Source organism: Dietzia natronolimnaea (assembly GCF_002289575.1).
GTDB classification, from domain to species: Bacteria; Actinomycetota; Actinomycetes; order Mycobacteriales; family Mycobacteriaceae; genus Dietzia; species Dietzia natronolimnaea_A.
In genome coordinates, this window is record NZ_NTGA01000137.1 from 1 (window position 1) to 305 (window position 305).

Genomic DNA, 305 nt, shown 5'->3' on the forward strand with positions numbered 1-305 from the left:
CGGATCGCTTGAGGACATCACGCTCCATCTTCAGCTCCGCGTTCTCTGCTCGCAGCCGCTTGAGCTCCTCGATGTCGCCCCTGGACAGGCCTTCTGTGCCCTCCCGAGCTTCCTTAGCCTGATTGACCCAATTGCCCAAGGTGCCCGCCTTGACCCCAAGGTCTCGGGCGATCTGGGCGATCGGCTTCCCGGTCTCCTCGACGATCCGGACCGCTCCCTCACGGAACTCCCGGTCGTACTTCTGGCGCTTCTCTGGCATCGCTTCCCCTTATAGCTGATCCCTCTACGGATCCGGGGGAACCTCA

1 protein-coding gene is annotated in these 305 nt (G+C 62.6%); it reads right to left on the reverse strand.

Features of this window, described 5'->3' with window-relative positions:
- Positions 1-259: transposase (locus tag CEY15_RS18025; protein ID WP_141244358.1), on the reverse strand; the 259-nt coding region annotated here is incomplete at its 3' end.
- Positions 260-305: the final 46 nt, after the last annotated feature.